The 15869-nt window shown below is 56.4% G+C and carries 11 protein-coding genes; all 11 read right to left on the bottom strand.

Translation table 11 applies throughout. From position 1 onward, the window contains the following. Positions 1–3: 3 nt before the first annotated feature. The gene (gene rplB / locus FAZ30_RS07260; protein ID WP_124644160.1) at positions 4–837 is read right to left on the bottom strand and encodes a 50S ribosomal protein L2; all 834 of its coding nucleotides are present in this window, start codon (positions 835–837) and stop codon (positions 4–6) included. 11 nt (positions 838–848) lie between these two features. Beyond that, entirely contained in the window at positions 849–1163 is a 315-nt protein-coding gene (gene rplW / locus FAZ30_RS07255) for a 50S ribosomal protein L23 (RefSeq protein ID WP_197077176.1), read from the bottom strand. Beyond that, the gene (gene rplD / locus FAZ30_RS07250; protein WP_059287127.1) at positions 1154–1774 is read right to left on the bottom strand and encodes a 50S ribosomal protein L4; all 621 of its coding nucleotides are present in this window, start codon (positions 1772–1774) and stop codon (positions 1154–1156) included. The genes rplW and rplD overlap by 10 nt, the downstream gene beginning before the upstream one ends. Next, positions 1774–2418 carry a 50S ribosomal protein L3 gene (gene rplC, locus FAZ30_RS07245; RefSeq protein WP_103522831.1) on the bottom strand — a complete coding sequence of 215 codons (645 nt, stop codon included), beginning with the start codon at positions 2416–2418 and terminating at the stop codon, positions 1774–1776. Before rplC ends, rplD begins: the two co-directional genes overlap by 1 nt. Before the next feature lie 144 nt (positions 2419–2562). Further along, complete coding sequence (gene rpsJ, locus FAZ30_RS07240) at positions 2563–2874, bottom strand: 30S ribosomal protein S10 (RefSeq protein WP_017507377.1); 312 nt, start codon at positions 2872–2874, stop codon at positions 2563–2565. Between the two features lie 14 nt (positions 2875–2888). After that, positions 2889–4079, bottom strand: a complete 1191-nt coding sequence (tuf, locus tag FAZ30_RS07235) for an elongation factor Tu (RefSeq protein ID WP_137009173.1) — start codon at positions 4077–4079, stop codon at positions 2889–2891. A gap of 75 nt (positions 4080–4154) precedes the next feature. After that, complete coding sequence (gene fusA / locus FAZ30_RS07230) at positions 4155–6254, bottom strand: elongation factor G (protein WP_124645619.1); 2100 nt, start codon at positions 6252–6254, stop codon at positions 4155–4157. 27 nt (positions 6255–6281) lie between these two features. After that, complete coding sequence (gene rpsG, locus FAZ30_RS07225) at positions 6282–6752, bottom strand: 30S ribosomal protein S7 (protein WP_103526094.1); 471 nt, start codon at positions 6750–6752, stop codon at positions 6282–6284. A gap of 98 nt (positions 6753–6850) precedes the next feature. Next, on the bottom strand, positions 6851–7222 hold the full coding sequence (gene rpsL / locus FAZ30_RS07220; protein WP_059285905.1) for a 30S ribosomal protein S12: 372 nt from the start codon (positions 7220–7222) through the stop codon (positions 6851–6853). Positions 7223–7386: 164 nt separating this feature from the next. After that, a complete protein-coding gene (gene rpoC, locus FAZ30_RS07215; RefSeq protein WP_124645618.1) occupies positions 7387–11580 on the bottom strand; it encodes a DNA-directed RNA polymerase subunit beta' in 4194 nt (1397 codons plus the stop codon). 56 nt (positions 11581–11636) lie between these two features. Continuing rightward, entirely contained in the window at positions 11637–15812 is a 4176-nt protein-coding gene (gene rpoB / locus FAZ30_RS07210; protein ID WP_124645617.1) for a DNA-directed RNA polymerase subunit beta, read from the bottom strand. Positions 15813–15869: the final 57 nt, after the last annotated feature.

Genomic DNA, 15869 nt, shown 5'->3' with positions numbered 1-15869 from the left:
CAATTACCCTTTAGTAGAATAGCGACGGCGTACGATCATATTGTCGGTACGCTTGTTGCGACGGGTACGGAAGCCCTTAGTCGGAGTGCCCCATGGGCTAACCGGCACACGGCCTTCACCAGTACGGCCTTCACCACCACCATGCGGGTGATCGACCGGGTTCATCGCCGTACCGCGAACGGTCGGACGAATACCACGCCAGCGACTAGCACCAGCCTTACCCAGCTTGCGCAGGGAATGCTCTTCGTTGCTCACTTCGCCAACAGTCGCACGGCAATCGACATGCACCAAGCGGATTTCGCCGGAACGCAGACGCAGCTGAGCGTAAACGCCTTCGCGGGCCAGCAGCATGGCGGAACCACCAGCGGAACGAACCATCTGGGCGCCCTTGCCAGGTTGCAGCTCAACGCAGTGGATAGTGGTACCCACCGGGATGTTGCGGATCGGCAGAGTATTACCAGCCTTGATCGGAGCCTCGGCACCGGACAGCAGAACAGCACCCGGCTTCACACCGCGCGGAGCGATGATGTAGCGGCGTTCGCCATCGGCGTAGCACAGGAGAGCAATGTGGGCAGTGCGGTTCGGATCGTATTCGATGCGTTCCACTTTTGCCGGGATGCCATCCTTGTTGCGACGGAAGTCGACCAGACGGTAATGTTTCTTGTGACCACCACCCATGTGACGGGTAGTGATACGGCCATTGTTGTTACGGCCAGCAGTGGAAGATTTTTTCTCTACCAGAGCGGCGTGCGGAGCGCCTTTATGCAGATCAGGGTGAACCACCTTGACAACTGCACGACGACCCGCGGAAGTCGGTTTTACTTTAACGATAGGCATGCTCTATCTCCTTACTCCGCAGCGGCCGGGGTGGCGGTCAGATCGATTTCCTGACCCTGAACCAGGCTAACGTAAGCCTTTTTCCAGTCTTTACGACGGCCAAAGGTACGGCCAAAGCGTTTTACTTTGCCCTTGACGTTAACGGTGGATACGCCTTCAACTTTCACGTTGAACAGCATTTCAACCGCAGCCTTGATCTCCGGCTTGGTAGCATCGGTAGCAACACGGAATACAACTTGCTGATGCTTCTCAGCAACCATGGTGCTCTTTTCGGAAACAACCGGGGCCAGAATTACTTGCAACAGACGTTCTTGATTCATGCCCACTGCTCCTCCAGATGCTGCACCGCCTCACGAGTGATGACGATCTTCTTGAAACGCAGCAGGCTGTACGGGTCAGCTTGTTGTGCTTCGATCACCAGCACGTTCGGCAGATTGCGCGAAGACAGATAGAGGTTTTCGTCCAGTTCACGGGTAATGAACAGAGCCTGTTCCAGACCCATGGACTTAACCACACCTACGAATTCCTTGGTTTTCGGCGATTCAACCGACAGCGAATCAACCACAACCAGACGTTCGTCGCGAACCAGCTGGGACAGAATAGCTGCCATACCAGCGCGGAACATCTTGCGGTTAACCTTCTGCGAGAAATTCTCGTCCGGGCTATTCGGGAAAGCACGACCACCACCACGACGGTTCGGCGTGGAGGTCATACCAGCACGCGCATTACCAGTGCCCTTCTGTTTGAAAGGCTTCTTGGTGGAATGATGTACTTCGGCACGAGTCAGCTGGGCACGGTTACCACTGCGAGCATTCGCCAGGAATGCAGTCACAACCTGGTGAACCAGCGCTTCGTTGTATTCGCGACCGAACAGAGTCTCGGATGCCTGCAGGCTGCCAGCAGCCTGACCTTGGCTATTGATTACTTTCAATTCCATCACGCACCTGCCTTCACGCTAGGACGAACGACTACGTCGCCGTTCTTGGCGCCAGGAACGGCACCCTTAACCAGAAGCAGCTGACGCTCGGCATCAACACGAACAACTTCCAGGCACTGAACAGTGCTCTTGACGTTGCCGTACTGACCAGCCATGCGCTTACCCGGGAAAATACGACCCGGATCCTGAGCCTGACCGATGGAACCCGGCGTGTTATGCGAACGCGAGTTACCATGGGAAGCACGGTTGGAAGAGAAGTTGTGACGCTTGATCACACCGGAGAAACCCTTACCCTTGGAGGTACCGGTTACATCAACCAGCTGGCCTACGGCGAAGATTTCAACGGACAGTGCATCACCCGGCTTCAGGGTGGAGAGGGCTTCTGCGGACAGAACGAATTCGTTCAGACCCAGACCTGCCTCAACGCCAGCCTTGGCAAAGTGACCGGCAGCCGCCTTATTAACGCGGTTTGCCTTACGGGTGCCGAAGGTTACTTGAACGGCGGAATAGCCATCAACTTCAGCGGTTTTGATTTGTGTGACGCGATTAGCAGACATGTCCAGCACAGTTACCGGGACGGATGCACCGTCTTCAGCAAAAATGCGGGTCATGCCGACTTTGCGACCGACAAGACCTAAACTCATGTTTATTTCCTTTTGCAGGCGCCGATTACGATTGACCGGCATACAAAAACAAAAGCGGACTCGCAAAATTGCGAGTCCGCTAATGTATCACAAGAAATTTAGCAATCGCAAGCACTTAGCTCACAATTACTAGGTTTCCAGCAATTACTGCAGCTTGATTTCCACATCCACACCGGCCGGCAGGTCGAGCTTCATCAGAGCATCAACAGTCTTGTCGGTCGGATCTACGATGTCCATCAGACGCAGGTGAGTACGGATTTCCAGCTGATCGCGGGAAGTCTTGTTCACGTGCGGGGAACGCAGTACGTTGAAACGCTCGATTTTGGTCGGCAGCGGAACCGGGCCTTTAACAACAGCACCAGTACGCTTGGCAGTTTCAACGATTTCCTGGGCGGAACGATCGATCAGGTTGTAATCGAAGGCCTTCAGGCGGATGCGGATTTTCTGGCTTTGCATATTATCTGCTCCGATTAGGCGATGATTTTGGCAACAACGCCGGCGCCAACAGTACGGCCGCCTTCACGGATGGCGAAACGCAGACCTTCTTCCATAGCGATCGGAGCGATCAGTTCTACGGTGATTTCTACGTTGTCACCCGGCATTACCATTTCCACGCCTTCGGACAGGGTTACTGCACCAGTCACGTCGGTAGTACGGAAGTAGAACTGCGGACGGTAGTTAGCGAAGAACGGGGTGTGACGGCCGCCTTCATCCTTGCTCAGTACGTATACCGAAGCAGCGAACTTGGTGTGCGGGGTGATCGTGCCCGGCTTGGCCAGAACCTGGCCACGCTCTACGTCTTCACGCTTGGTGCCACGCAGCAGTACGCCTACGTTGTCACCAGCCTGACCTTGGTCCAGCAGCTTGCGGAACATTTCAACGCCGGTGCAGGTGGTCTTCGCAGTTGCCTTCAGGCCCACGATTTCCAATTCTTCACCAACCTTAACAATGCCACGCTCTACACGACCCGTTACTACAGTACCGCGACCGGAGATCGAGAACACGTCTTCGATCGGCAGCAGGAACGGCTTGTCAACGGCACGTTCCGGAGTCGGGATGTAGGAGTCCAGAGCATCGGCCAGACGGAAGATGGACGGTTCGCCCATTTCGGATTGGTCGCCTTCCAGTGCCAGACGAGCCGAACCGATTACCACCGGAGTGTCATCGCCCGGGAAGTCATAGGAAGACAGCAGATCGCGCACTTCCATTTCAACCAGTTCCAGCAGCTCAGCGTCGTCAACCAGGTCAGCCTTGTTCAGGTAAACGATGATGAACGGTACGCCAACCTGACGGGACAGCAGGATGTGTTCGCGAGTTTGCGGCATCGGGCCGTCAGCAGCGGAACATACCAGGATAGCACCATCCATCTGGGCTGCACCGGTAATCATGTTCTTAACGTAGTCAGCGTGACCCGGGCAGTCTACGTGAGCGTAGTGACGTGCTTCGGTTTCGTATTCTACGTGCGCGGTATTAATAGTAATACCACGTGCCTTTTCTTCCGGCGCGCTGTCGATCTGGGAGTAGTCCTTGGCTTCGCCACCGAACTTCTTCGACAGAATGGTGGTGATCGCTGCGGTCAGGGTGGTCTTACCATGGTCAACGTGACCGATGGTGCCGACGTTTACGTGCGGTTTGTTCCGCTCAAACTTTTCTTTTGCCATTTTGCAAAAATCCTTAATTAAAGAACATTAGATCAGAGCTGACCGAAAACCGGTTCCGGTCAGCTTCAGCGCGCATTACTTCTTGGCAGCCATTACCGCTTCAGCAACATGCTTCGGTGCTTCAGAGTAGTGCTTGAACTCCATGGAGTAGGTAGCACGACCCTGAGTAGCGGAACGCAGGTCGGTGGAGTAACCAAACATCTCGGCCAACGGTACTTCTGCCTTGATCTTCTTGCCACCCAGACCATCATCGTCCATGCCTTGCACGATGCCACGACGACGGTTCAGGTCGCCCATTACATCGCCCATGTACTCTTCCGGCGTTTCCACTTCAACGGCCATCATCGGCTCAAGGATGCACGGACCAGCACGGCGCATGGCTTCCTTGAATGCGATGGAACCAGCCAGTTCGAAGGCGATCTGCGAAGAGTCGACATCGTGGTAGGAACCGAAAGTCAGACGCACAGTAACGTCAACCACCGGGAACCCAGCCAAGATACCGTTGCTCAGCGAGTTACGGATACCCTTGTCAACGGAAGGAATGAATTCACGCGGAATCACACCTCCCTTGATCTCGTCGATGAACTTGTAGCCCTGACCTTCGCCGGACGGCTCCAGAGTAATCGTACAATCACCGTACTGACCCTTACCACCAGACTGCTTGGCATGCTTACCTTGCACATCAGTAACAGTCTTGGTGATGGTTTCGCGGTAAGCAACCTGCGGAGCACCCACGTTGGCTTCAACGCCGAACTCGCGACGCATACGGTCAACCAGAATTTCCAGGTGCAGTTCACCCATACCGGAAATAATGGTTTGGCCGGATTCTTCGTCAGTACGTACGCGGAAAGACGGGTCTTCCTTGGCCAGGCGGTTCAGGGCAACGCCCATCTTTTCCTGGTCAGCCTTGGTCTTCGGCTCAACGGCAACGTGAATCACCGGATCCGGGAACTCCATGCGCTCCAGAATCAGCGGGGCATCAACGGCACACAGGGTTTCACCGGTGGTCACTTCCTTCAGGCCGATAGCAGCAGCGATGTCACCAGCGCGTACTTCTTCGATTTCCTTACGGTCGTTGGCGTGCATCTGTACGATACGGCCGATACGTTCCTTCTTGCCCTTGACGGAGTTCAGTACGGTATCACCGGACTTCACCACACCAGAGTAAACACGGAAGAAGGTCAGCTGACCTACGTACGGGTCATTCATCAGCTTGAAGGCCAGAGCGGAGAAGCTCTCGTCGTCGGAAGCCTGACGGGTAACCGGAGAGCCATCGTCCAGCTCACCTGGAACCGGCGGAACATCCAGCGGGCTCGGCAGCAGTTCAATCACAGCATCCAGCATGCGCTGAACACCCTTGTTCTTGAACGCGGAACCGCACAGCATCGGCTGGATTTCGCAACGCAGGGTGCGCTGACGCAGGCCGTCAACGATTTCTTCCTCGGTCAGCGCTTCGCCGCCCAAGTACTTGTCCATCATTTCGTCGCTGACTTCAGCAGCGGCTTCAACCATCTTTTCGCGCCATTCTTCGGCTACGGAAACCAGGTCGGCCGGGATGTCACCATACTCGAACTTCATGCCTTGCGAGGCTTCGTCCCAGATAATGGCCTTCATCTTCAGCAGGTCAACCACGCCGGTGAAACCGTCTTCTGCACCGATCGGCACAACGATAGGCACAGGGTTGCCACGCAGGCGAGTCTTCACCTGTTCAACCGCACGGAAGAAGTTGGCACCTTGACGGTCCATCTTGTTCACGAAAGCGATACGCGGAACCTTGTACTTGTTGGCCTGACGCCATACGGTTTCCGACTGGGGCTGAACACCACCCACAGCGCAGTAAACCATCACGGCACCATCCAGTACACGCATGGAACGCTCTACCTCAATGGTAAAGTCCACGTGACCCGGGGTGTCAATGATGTTGAAGTGGTGAGCCGGGTACTGCAGGCCCATACCCTTCCAGTAGGTGGTGGTGGCAGCAGAGGTAATGGTAATACCACGTTCCTGCTCCTGCTCCATCCAGTCCATGGTGGCGGCGCCATCGTGAACTTCACCGATTTTGTGGTTAACACCGGTGTAAAACAGAATACGCTCGGTAGTGGTTGTCTTACCGGCGTCAATGTGAGCGGAGATACCGATGTTACGGTAGCGCTCAATGGGGGTCTTTCTAGCCACGATCTACACCTTATTGTGTGGTTGAGCTTAGAAACGGAAGTGCGAGAAGGCCTTGTTGGCTTCTGCCATACGATGCACTTCATCACGCTTCTTCATGGCACCGCCACGGCCTTCGGCCGCATCGATAAGCTCACCAGCCAGGCGCAGGTCCATGGACTTTTCGCCACGCTTACGCGCAGCGTCACGCAGCCAGCGCATGGCCAGAGCCATACGACGGGACGGACGAACTTCAACAGGAACTTGATAGTTAGCACCACCTACACGGCGGCTTTTTACTTCTACAACCGGCTTGGCATTGGTCAGTGCGCTATTGAACACTTCCAGTGCGTTTTTGCCGGTCTTCTTTTCGATCTGGGCCAGTGCGCCGTAGATGATGCGTTCTGCAACAGCTTTTTTGCCGTCGATCATCACTACGTTCATGAACTTGGACAGATCTTGGGAACCGAACTTCGGATCCGGCAGAATCTCGCGCTTGGGGACTTCTCTGCGTCTTGGCATGTTACTTCCTTCAATATTCAGTTGAGCTTGGGCTCATGACCACCCATTAAAAGCAGTCACTTACTCGACGACCTCAGGCCGCCGCTAATACATCCCAATTACTTAGGACGCTTTGCACCGTACTTGGAGCGGGACTGCTTACGGTCTTTAACACCGGCGGTATCCAGGGAACCGCGCACAGTGTGGTAACGCACACCCGGCAAGTCTTTTACACGACCGCCACGGATCAGCACTACGGAGTGTTCCTGCAGGTTGTGGCCTTCACCACCGATGTAGGAGATCACTTCGAAGCCGTTGGTCAGACGAACTTTGCACACTTTACGCAGAGCGGAGTTCGGCTTTTTCGGGGTGGTGGTGTAAACACGGGTGCACACGCCACGCTTCTGCGGGCAAGCTTCCAGCGCAGGCACCTTGCTGTTCACGGTCAGGACCGTACGGCCCTTGCGAACGAGTTGGTTAATGGTTGGCATTACTATCAGTTCCTAGTTGATTCATTCTGCAGACAACACGTCTCCAGAAGGACGGAGGATTATATTTTAGTCAATCACTTACCGTCAAATAAAAAACGCTACGCCCTCAACGTTAACCGTTGATGGCGCAGCGTTTTTTCAACACTCAGCTGGCTTTAGCAAAATCAGCTGTTGTTTTCCACTTCGTCTACTGGCTGTTCTTCCAGCAATTGCGAATGCGTGGTGTCCAGACCCAGGCCTTGACGGCGACGGGTACGGTGGTAAGCCAGACCGGTACCAGCCGGAATCAGACGGCCCACGATCACGTTTTCCTTCAGACCGCGCAGATCATCCTTCTTGCCCATGATGGCCGCTTCGGTCAGTACACGGGTAGTTTCCTGGAAGGAAGCCGCCGAGATGAAGGAGTCGGTGGACAAGGATGCCTTGGTAATACCCAGCAGTACGTTTTCGTACTGAGCCGGTTCCTTACCTTCCGCCAGCATCTTGTCGTTCATTTCCAGTACATCGGCGCGTTCTACCTGTTCGCCCTGGATGAACTCGGTGTCGCCGCTGTCGGAGATGATGACACGACGCAGCATCTGGCGAATGATCACCTCGATGTGCTTGTCGTTAATCTTCACACCCTGCAGACGGTACACTTCCTGCACTTCCTGCACGATGTAGCGGGCCAGCGCCTCGATACCCTGCAGACGCAGGATGTCGTGCGGATCAACCGGACCGTCGACAATGGATTCACCACGGTTGACCACCTGACCATCGTGCACCAGTACGTGCTTGTCTTTCGGGATCAGGTTTTCGTAACCGCTACCCTCAAGATCGGTAATGATCAGGCGCTGCTTGCCCTTGGTGTCCTTACCGAACGATACGGTACCAGTCACCTCGGCCAGCATGCCGGCATCCTTCGGCGAACGGGCTTCGAACAGCTCGGCCACACGCGGCAGACCACCGGTAATATCGCGGGTCTTGGAGGATTCCTGCGGGATACGGGCCAGTACTTCACCCTTGCCCACATCCTGACCGTCACGCACGGTAATGATGGCGCCAACCTGGAAGGTAATGGATACCGAGGCATCCGAACCAGCCAGCTTCACTTCCAGACCATTTTCGTCCAGCAGCTTCACCAGCGGACGCAGCATCTTGGACTGCGAACCGGCACGACGCTTCGGATCGATCACGACCAGAGTGGACAGACCGGTCACTTCGTCGGTCTGCTTGGCAACGGTATTGCCCTCTTCCACGTTTTCGAACTTCACGCGGCCAGCGTATTCGGTAATGATCGGACGGGTATGCGGGTCCCATGTTGCCAGGACTGCACCAGCCTTGATCACCAGACCATCAGTCACCATCAGTGTGGCACCGTACGGTACTTTGTGACGTTCGCGCTCGCGGCCCATGTCGTCATGGATCACCACCTCGCCAGAGCGGGTGATCACGATCAGCTCGCCCTTGGAGTTGGCCACATAACGCATCTGGCTGGAGAAGCGTACGGTACCGTTCGACTTGCCTTCTACCTGGCTGGCAGCGGCATTTCGCGACGCAGCACCACCAATGTGGAAGGTACGCATGGTCAGCTGGGTACCCGGCTCACCAATCGACTGGGCTGCAATCACGCCAACAGCTTCACCAGCATTGACGCGCTTGCCACGTGCCAGGTCACGACCGTAGCACTTGGCGCACAGACCATAGCGGGTGTCGCAGGTAATGGCGGTGCGAACCTTGACTTCATCGATACCCAGGCTGTCGATCACATCAACCATGTGCTCGTCCAGCAGGGTGCCGGCTTCCAGTACGGTTTCGCCAGTGGACGGATCCACCACGTCTACCGCGGTCACGCGACCCAGGATACGGTCACGCAGGGCTTCGATCACGTCGCCGCCTTGCAGAACCGCCTTCATCACGAAGCCATTATTGGTGCCGCAATCATCCACAATCACCACCAGATCCTGCGTCACGTCAACCAGACGACGTGTCAGGTAACCGGAGTTAGCCGTCTTCAAGGCCGTATCCGCCAGACCCTTACGGGCACCGTGAGTGGAGATGAAGTACTGCAGAACCGTCAGACCTTCACGGAAGTTGGCAGTAATCGGCGTTTCGATAATGGAACCGTCCGGCTTCGCCATCAGACCCCGCATACCGGCCAGCTGCTTGATCTGTGCTGCGGAACCCCGCGCACCAGAGTCGGCCATCATGTAAATGGAGTTGAAGGATTCCTGATCCACTTCCTTGCCGTCGCGATCCAGCACCTTCTGCTTGGACAGCTCGTCCATCATGGCCTTGGCGATCTTGTCGCCGGTACGGCCCCAGATATCCACAACCTTGTTGTAGCGTTCGCCCTGGGTAACCAGACCTTGACGGTACTGCTCTTCAATCTCTTTGACTTCTTTCTGAGCTTCGCCCAGCAGCTCGACCTTCTTGCCCGGGATTTGCATGTCGTCCACGCAAATCGAGATACCGCCACGGGTGGAGTAGGCAAAACCGGTGTACATCAACTGGTCGGCAAAGATCACGGTATCGCGAATGCCGCAACGGCGGAACGATACGTTGATCAGCTTGGAGATTTCTTTCTTCTTCAGCGCCTTGTTGATGTGCTCGAACGGCAGGCCCTTCGGCAGGATGTCCGACAGGATGGCGCGGCCGACAGTGGTGTCGTAGCGCTTGATCACCGGCTGGAATTCGCCCTGCTCGTCCTTTTCCCATTCCTTCAGGCGGACGGTAATGCGGGTAGCCAGTTCGACCTGACGGGTTTCGTAGGCACGATGCACTTCCTTGGTGTCAGCAAACACCATGCCTTCGCCCTTGCCGTTTACCTTGTCGCGAGTCATGTAGTACAGACCCAGCACGATATCCTGGGACGGTACGATGATCGGGTCGCCGTTGGCCGGGGACAGCACGTTGTTGGTAGCCAGCATCAGGGTGCGGGCTTCCATCTGCGCTTCCAGCGACAGCGGCACGTGAACGGCCATCTGGTCACCGTCAAAGTCGGCATTGAATGCCGCGCAGACCAGCGGATGCAGCTGGATGGCCTTGCCTTCGATCAGTACCGGCTCGAATGCCTGGATACCCAGACGGTGCAGCGTCGGCGCACGGTTCAGCAGCACCGGATGTTCGCGGATCACGTCTTCCAGGATGTCCCATACTTCCGGCACTTCCTGCTCGACCAGCTTCTTGGCAGCCTTGATGGTGGAGGCCAGGCCCATGACTTCCAGCTTGTGGAAGATGAAAGGCTTGAACAGTTCCAGCGCCATCTTTTTCGGCAGACCGCACTGATGCAGACGCAGGGTCGGGCCTACGGTAATCACGGAACGACCGGAGTAGTCCACGCGCTTACCCAGCAAGTTCTGACGGAAACGACCGCCCTTGCCCTTGATCATGTCGGCCAGCGACTTCAGCGGACGCTTGTTGGCGCCGGTCATGGCCTTGCCGCGACGACCGTTGTCCAGCAGCGAGTCAACCGATTCCTGCAGCATGCGCTTTTCGTTGCGCACGATGATGTCCGGTGCACGCAGTTCCAGCAGACGCTTCAGGCGGTTGTTACGGTTGATGACGCGGCGATACAGGTCGTTCAGGTCGGAGGTGGCGAAACGGCCGCCATCCAGCGGTACCAGCGGACGCAGTTCCGGCGGCAGCACCGGCAGCACTTCCAGAATCATCCATTCCGGCTTCATGCCGGAACGTTGGAAGGCTTCCAGCACCTTCAGGCGCTTGGCAATCTTCTTGATCTTGGTATCGGAATTGGTGGCTTCCAGCTCGCGACGCAGGGTCTCGATCTCGGTATCCAGATTCAGACGCTTGAGCAGTTCGCGTACGGCTTCGGCACCCATCATGGCGACGAACTCTTCACCGTACTGGTCTTCCTTGTCCAGGAAGTCTTCTTCGGTCAGCAGCTGACGATATTGCAGCGGGGTCATGCCCGGATCGGTCACGACAAATGCTTCGAAGTACAGTACGCGTTCGATGTCGCGCAGGGTCATGTCCAGCACCATACCCAGACGGGACGGCAGGCTCTTCAGGAACCAGATGTGCGCGGTCGGGCTAGCCAGTTCGATGTGGCCCATGCGCTCGCGGCGAACCTTGGACAAGGTCACTTCCACGCCGCATTTTTCGCAGATCACGCCACGGTGCTTCAGACGCTTGTACTTGCCGCACAGGCATTCGTAGTCTTTTACCGGTCCGAAAATGCGGGCGCAGAACAGGCCGTCACGTTCCGGTTTGAAGGTACGATAGTTGATGGTTTCCGGCTTTTTAACTTCACCATAAGACCAGGAACGGATCTTGTCGGGTGAGGCGATGCCGATTTTAATCGCATCAAACTCTTCTTCTTGCGTTACTTGCTTAAAGAGGTCGAGCAGAGCTTTCATTGCGTCTCCAGTCAGGGGACAGGAGGCGCGGCATGATGCCGCGCCTTCTCACCCAATCAATAACGTTCCAGGTCGATATCCAGGCCGAGCGAGCGGATTTCCTTCACCAACACGTTGAAGGATTCCGGCATGCCCGCGTCAATCTTGTGTTCGCCCTTGACGATGTTTTCGTAAACTTTGGTACGGCCGGTTACGTCGTCGGACTTCACCGTCAGCATTTCCTGCAGAGTGTAGGCGGCGCCATACGCTTCCAGCGCCCACACTTCCATCTCACCGAAACGCTGGCCACCGAACTGCGCCTTACCACCCAGCGGCTGCTGGGTAACCAGGGAGTACGGGCCGGTGGAACGGGCGTGCATCTTGTCATCAACCAGGTGATGCAGTTTCAGATAGTGCATCACACCCACGGTAACCTTGCGGTCGAAAGCTTCGCCGGAGCGGCCATCGTACAGGGTCATCTGGGTCTTGGACTCGTTAAAGCCCATCTGCTCGGTCAGTTCGTCGCCGCTCGGATAAGCCAGATTCAGCATGTGCTTGATCTCGGTTTCCTTGGCGCCGTCGAATACCGGCGTGGCAAACGGCATGCCCTTGCGCAGGTTGTCCGCCAGATCCAGGATCTCGGCATCGGAAAGGCCTGCCAGATCTTCGGTCTTGCCAGTATCGTTATACAGCTGCTCCAGGTAGGCGCGAACGTCGGCAACATCCTTCTGTTGCTTGATCATGCGATCGATGCGCTCACCAATACCCTTGGCAGCCCAACCCAGATGCACTTCCAGAATCTGACCGATGTTCATACGCGACGGTACGCCCAGCGGGTTCAGCACGATGTCGACCGGACGGCCATCGCCCATATAGGGCATGTCTTCGATCGGCAGGATGCGGGAAACCACACCCTTGTTACCGTGACGACCAGCCATCTTGTCACCGGCCTGCAGGCGACGCTTCACGGCCAGGTAAACCTTGACCATTTTCTGCACGCCAGGCGGCAATTCATCGCCCTGGGTCAGTTTACGCTTCTTGTCTTCGAACTTGAGGTCGAATTCTTCGCGCTTCTGTACCAGGCTTTCCTTGATCAGCTCCAGCTGCTTGGCGATGTCTTCGTCGCTCATGCGGATGTCGAACCAGTCGTGCTTGACCGGCAGGCTGTCCAGGTATTCGTTGTCGATGGCAGTACCCTTGGCCAGACGCTTCGGACCACCATTGGCAACCTTGCCCAGGATCAGACGTTCGATACGGCTGAAGGCATCGTTTTCGAAAATACGCAGCTGGTCGTTCAGGTCGAGACGGTAGCGCTTCAGTTCGGCATCAATGATGGACTGGGCGCGCTTGTCGCGCTCGATACCTTCGCGGGTGAACACCTGCACGTCGATCACGGTACCTACGGTGCCGGTCGGAACACGCAGCGAGGTATCCTTCACGTCGGAGGCTTTTTCGCCGAAGATCGCGCGCAGCAGCTTTTCTTCCGGCGTCAGCTGGGTTTCACCCTTCGGTGTTACCTTGCCCACCAGTACGTCACCGGCTTCCACTTCGGCACCGATGTAGACAATACCGGCTTCATCCAGACGGCCTGCCATGCGCTCGGACAGGTTCGGAATATCACGGGTGATTTCTTCCGGTCCCAGCTTGGTGTCACGGGAGACAACCGACAGTTCTTCGATATGGATCGAGGTGTAGCGGTCTTCTGCCACCAGCTTCTCGGAGATCAGGATCGAGTCTTCGTAGTTGTAACCATTCCACGGCATGAAGGCGATGGTCATGTTCTGACCCAGCGCCAGTTCGCCCAGGTCAGTGGAAGCACCATCGGCTACCACGTCGCCACTGGCGATCTTGTCGCCCACCTTCACCACCGGACGCTGGTTGATGTTGGTGTTCTGGTTGGAACGGGTGAACTTGGTGAGGTTGTAGATATCCACACCCACTTCACCAGCAACCGCTTCTTCATCGTTGACACGCACCACAACGCGGCTGGCATCAACGTAGTCCACCACGCCGCCGCGACGGGCAACCACGGTGGTACCGGAGTCAACAGCGACCGAACGTTCGATACCCGTGCCGACAAACGGCTTTTCCGGGCGCAGGCACGGTACGGCCTGACGTTGCATGTTGGCACCCATCAAGGCACGGTTGGCGTCATCGTGTTCCAGGAAGGGAATCAGCGAGGCAGCAACCGACACCACCTGACCCGTGGCCACGTCCATGTACTGCACGCGGTCCGGGGTAGCCAGAATGGTTTCGCCTTTTTCACGGCAGGTAACCAGTTCGTCGATCAGGGTACCGTCTTCGCCCAGCTCGGCATTGGCCTGAGCAATGACGTAACGACCTTCTTCAATCGCCGAGAGGTAGTCGATCTCGTTGGTGACCTTGCTGTCCACCACCTTGCGGTACGGTGTTTCCAGGAAACCGAACTCGTTGGTGCGTGCAAACACGGACAGCGAGTTGATCAGACCGATGTTCGGACCTTCCGGGGTTTCGATCGGGCATACACGGCCATAATGGGTCGGGTGTACGTCACGCACTTCGAAGCCGGCGCGTTCGCGGGTCAGACCACCCGGGCCAAGGGCCGATACACGGCGCTTGTGGGTGATTTCCGACAGCGGGTTGGTTTGGTCCATGAACTGCGACAGCTGCGAGGAACCGAAGAATTCCTTGATCGCGGCCGACACCGGCTTGGCATTGATCAGGTCGTGCGGCATCAGGTTGTCGGACTCGGCCTGATTCAGGCGTTCCTTCACTGCGCGCTCAACACGTACCAGACCGGCACGGAACTGGTTCTCGGCCAGTTCGCCCACGGAACGCACGCGACGGTTACCCAGATGGTCGATGTCATCGACTTCGCCACGGCCGTTACGCAGTTCGCACAGGATGGCAATGACGGAAACGATGTCTTCAGTCGACAACGTGCCTTCCATCACGTCGCGGCGATGGGCGAATTTCTCGCCAATCAGCGACTTGAACCACTCCGGGGTCTTTTCATCGAACTTGTACTGATAAGTACGCGAGCTGAACTTCATGCGGCCCACGCGCGACAGATCGTAAGTTTCTTCGCTGAAGAACAGACGCTGGAACAGTGCTTCCACCGCGTCTTCAGTCGGCGGTTCGCCAGGACGCATCATGCGGTAGATGGCAACGCGAGCCTGCAGGCGGTCCAGGCTGTCGTCGGTACGCAGGGTCTGCGAAATATAACCGCCCTGGTCCAGATCGTTGGTGAACAGCACTTCCACCTGGTCGATCTCGGCCAGTGCCAGCTTGGCCAGCAGCTCTTCGGTGATTTCTTCGTTGGCGCGCGCCAGCACTTCACCCGTATCCACATTGGTGACGTTGTGCGACAGCACCTTGCCCAGCAACACGTCAGCCGGCACTTCGATGCGATCCAGCTGTGCAGTCTGGATATCACGGATGTGCTTGGCGGTAATGCGCTTGTCCTTGGCCACGATCAGCTTGCCATCGGCAGCCACGATATCGAACTTGGCCACTTCGCCCTTCAGACGTTCCGGCACCACGCGCATGAATACGCCGGTCTTGGTCAGATAGAAAGTATCGAAGCTGTAGAACTCGGACAGGATCTGTTCGTTGCTGTAACCCAGTGCCTTCAGCAGGATGGTCACCGGCATCTTGCGGCGACGGTCGATACGGAAGTACAGCAGGTCTTTCGGGTCAAACTCGAAGTCCAGCCAGGAACCGCGGTAAGGAATCACGCGGGCGGAGAACAGCAGCTTGCCAGAGGAGTGGGTCTTGCCGCGGTCGTGCTCGAAGAACACGCCCGGGGAACGATGCAGCTGGGAAACGATAACGCGTTCGGTACCGTTGATGATGAAAGAACCATTGGTGGTCATGAGCGGAATTTCGCCCATGTACACTTCATTCTCGCGCACTTCTTTTACCACCGGCTTGGACGACTCTTTGTCCAGGATGGTCAGACGAATACGGGCACGCAGCGGAGCGGCATAGGTAATGCCACGCAGCTGACATTCCTGCACGTCAAACGGCGGCTCGCCAAGGATGTAGTGAGCAAAATCAAGACGCGCATAGCCATTATGGCTGTTGATCGGGAAGATCGACTTGAACGCGGCTTGCAGACCAGCATCCTTGCGCTGATCTAGCGGTACACCCAGTTGCAGGAAATCGGCATAAGAATCAATCTGGGTCGCCAACAGGAATGGGACATCGAGAACACTGGCGCGTTTCGCAAAGCTCTTACGAATACGCTTCTTCTCAGTAAACGAATAACTCATAGAGTCTCCATCGAGGTGGTAGTGGCGCAAGAAACCAAAAGTCAGCAGCCACGCCGG

The organism is Aquitalea aquatilis, from assembly GCF_005155025.1.
Taxonomy (GTDB): Bacteria; Pseudomonadota; Gammaproteobacteria; order Burkholderiales; family Chromobacteriaceae; genus Aquitalea; species Aquitalea aquatilis.
The sequence above is the reverse complement of the archived record's forward strand: the minus strand, read 5'-3'. Positions and strand labels throughout refer to the sequence as shown.

Coding starts and splice junctions, on each gene's coding strand:
- rplC (WP_103522831.1), bottom strand. CDS start 2,418: ATGAGTTTAGGTCTTGTCGGTCGCAAAGTCGGCATGACCCGCATTTTT.
- rplB (WP_124644160.1), bottom strand. CDS start 837: ATGCCTATCGTTAAAGTAAAACCGACTTCCGCGGGTCGTCGTGCAGTT.
- rpsG (WP_103526094.1), bottom strand. CDS start 6,752: ATGCCAAGACGCAGAGAAGTCCCCAAGCGCGAGATTCTGCCGGATCCG.
- rpsL (WP_059285905.1), bottom strand. CDS start 7,222: ATGCCAACCATTAACCAACTCGTTCGCAAGGGCCGTACGGTCCTGACC.
- rpsJ (WP_017507377.1), bottom strand. CDS start 2,874: ATGCAAAGCCAGAAAATCCGCATCCGCCTGAAGGCCTTCGATTACAAC.
- rpoC (WP_124645618.1), bottom strand. CDS start 11,580: ATGAAAGCTCTGCTCGACCTCTTTAAGCAAGTAACGCAAGAAGAAGAG.
- rpoB (WP_124645617.1), bottom strand. CDS start 15,812: ATGAGTTATTCGTTTACTGAGAAGAAGCGTATTCGTAAGAGCTTTGCG.
- rplD (WP_059287127.1), bottom strand. CDS start 1,774: ATGGAATTGAAAGTAATCAATAGCCAAGGTCAGGCTGCTGGCAGCCTG.
- tuf (WP_137009173.1), bottom strand. CDS start 4,079: ATGGCAAAAGAAAAGTTTGAGCGGAACAAACCGCACGTAAACGTCGGC.